Source organism: Streptomyces sp. NPDC008238, from assembly GCF_042956445.1.
Lineage (GTDB): Bacteria > Actinomycetota > Actinomycetes > Streptomycetales > Streptomycetaceae > Actinacidiphila.
In genome coordinates this window covers 1-1,317 of the sequence record NZ_JBIBGK010000078.1, presented here as the reverse complement: position 1 = coordinate 1,317, position 1,317 = coordinate 1, and the positions used below count along the sequence as shown (strand labels likewise).

Annotated in this window: 1 protein-coding gene; it reads right to left on the bottom strand. The window is 65.5% G+C overall.

The genetic code is table 11. The annotated features are described in order from the left end of the window. Positions 1-14 precede the first annotated feature (14 nt). Positions 15-1,267, bottom strand: a protein-coding gene (locus ACFZAU_RS41800) for an IS3 family transposase (RefSeq protein WP_500556605.1) whose coding sequence is annotated in 2 segments (ribosomal slippage) — positions 15-985 and positions 985-1,267 — 1,254 coding nt in all. Because the reading frame shifts where the segments join, the coding sequence is not laid out codon by codon here. Positions 1,268-1,317 lie beyond the last annotated feature (50 nt).

The following is a 1,317-nucleotide window of genomic DNA, read 5'->3' as shown; positions in this document are numbered from 1 at the left end:
GTTCGATAGAGATCTCAGACGTTGTGTGTGACCTGGGGTTTCGTGGTTGTGAGGTAGTGGCGGGCTTCGTATTCAGCGGGTGGGATGTGGCCTATCTCTCCGTGGAGTCTGGTGTGGTTGTACCAGTCGGTCCACTCGGCGGTGGCCAGTTCGACCTGTGACAGGGACCGCCAGGGTCGCTGCGGCTTGATCACCTCGGTCTTGAACAGCCCTATTGCGGATTCCATCAGCGCATTGTCGTAAGCGTCGCCGACCGAGCCGATCGAGGCGGCGATGCCGGCCTGCTCCAGATGCTCAGCCAGCGCGAAGGACGTGTATTGCGACCCGGCGTCGGAGTGATGCACCAACTCACCTGGAATGGGCGGGTATTGGTCCCGGTCGCGCTGCCACAGTCCCATGTCCAGGGCGTCCAGGACGAGCCGGGTCTGCTTGGTGGTCGAGGCGGACCAGCCGACGATCCGGCGGGAGAAGGTGTCCACGACGAAGGCGACGTAGACGACCCCGGAGAACGTCGCGACGTGCGTGAAGTCGGCGACCCAGCAGCGGTTCGGCGCGCCGGCGACGAAGTCGCGTTCGACCAGGTCCGGTGCCCTGGGCGCGGACGGATCGCAGATGGTGGTGATCACCTTTTTCCCGCGGACGGCGCCGGTGATGCCGAGGTCGCGCATGAGGCGTTCGACGGTGCAGCGGGCCACGTCATGCCCCTGGCGGTTCAGGTGTCGCCAGATCTTTCTGGCCCCGTAGACGCGGTAGTTGGCGTCGTACGCCTCCTGGATAAGGATCTTCAGTTCAGTGTCCCGCAGGGTGCGGGCCGCAGGCGTGGCCTGGCGTTTGTGGTGGGCGTAGTAGGTGGACGGGGCGATCTTGCAGTCGTGGTCGGTCAGAACACGGCAGATCGGCTCGACGCCGCCGAAGCGGTCCCGGTGCTCGTCGATGAACGCTACGAGCGCGTGTGTGGCCGGTCGAGCTCGGCCGCGAAGAAACTCGCGGCGGCCTTGAGGATCTCATTTGCCCGCTTCAGCTCGGCGATCTCCTTCTTCATCGCCTTGACCAGCGCGGACTCCTCCGTTGTCGTCCCCGGCCGGGTGCCGGCATCGATCTCGTCCTGGCGGACCCACTTGCGCAGCGTCTCGGTCGTGCCGATGCCGAGCTTGGCCGCGACGGCTTTCATCGCGGCCCACTCGGTGTCGTAGTCGGGCCGCACCTCGGCGACCATCCGCACCGCACGACGGCGCAGCTCAAGCGGGTACTGGGAAGGACGTGCCATGACTCGATCCTCTCAAACAATCGAGTCCCCACCGAACCCGGAACGGTTCA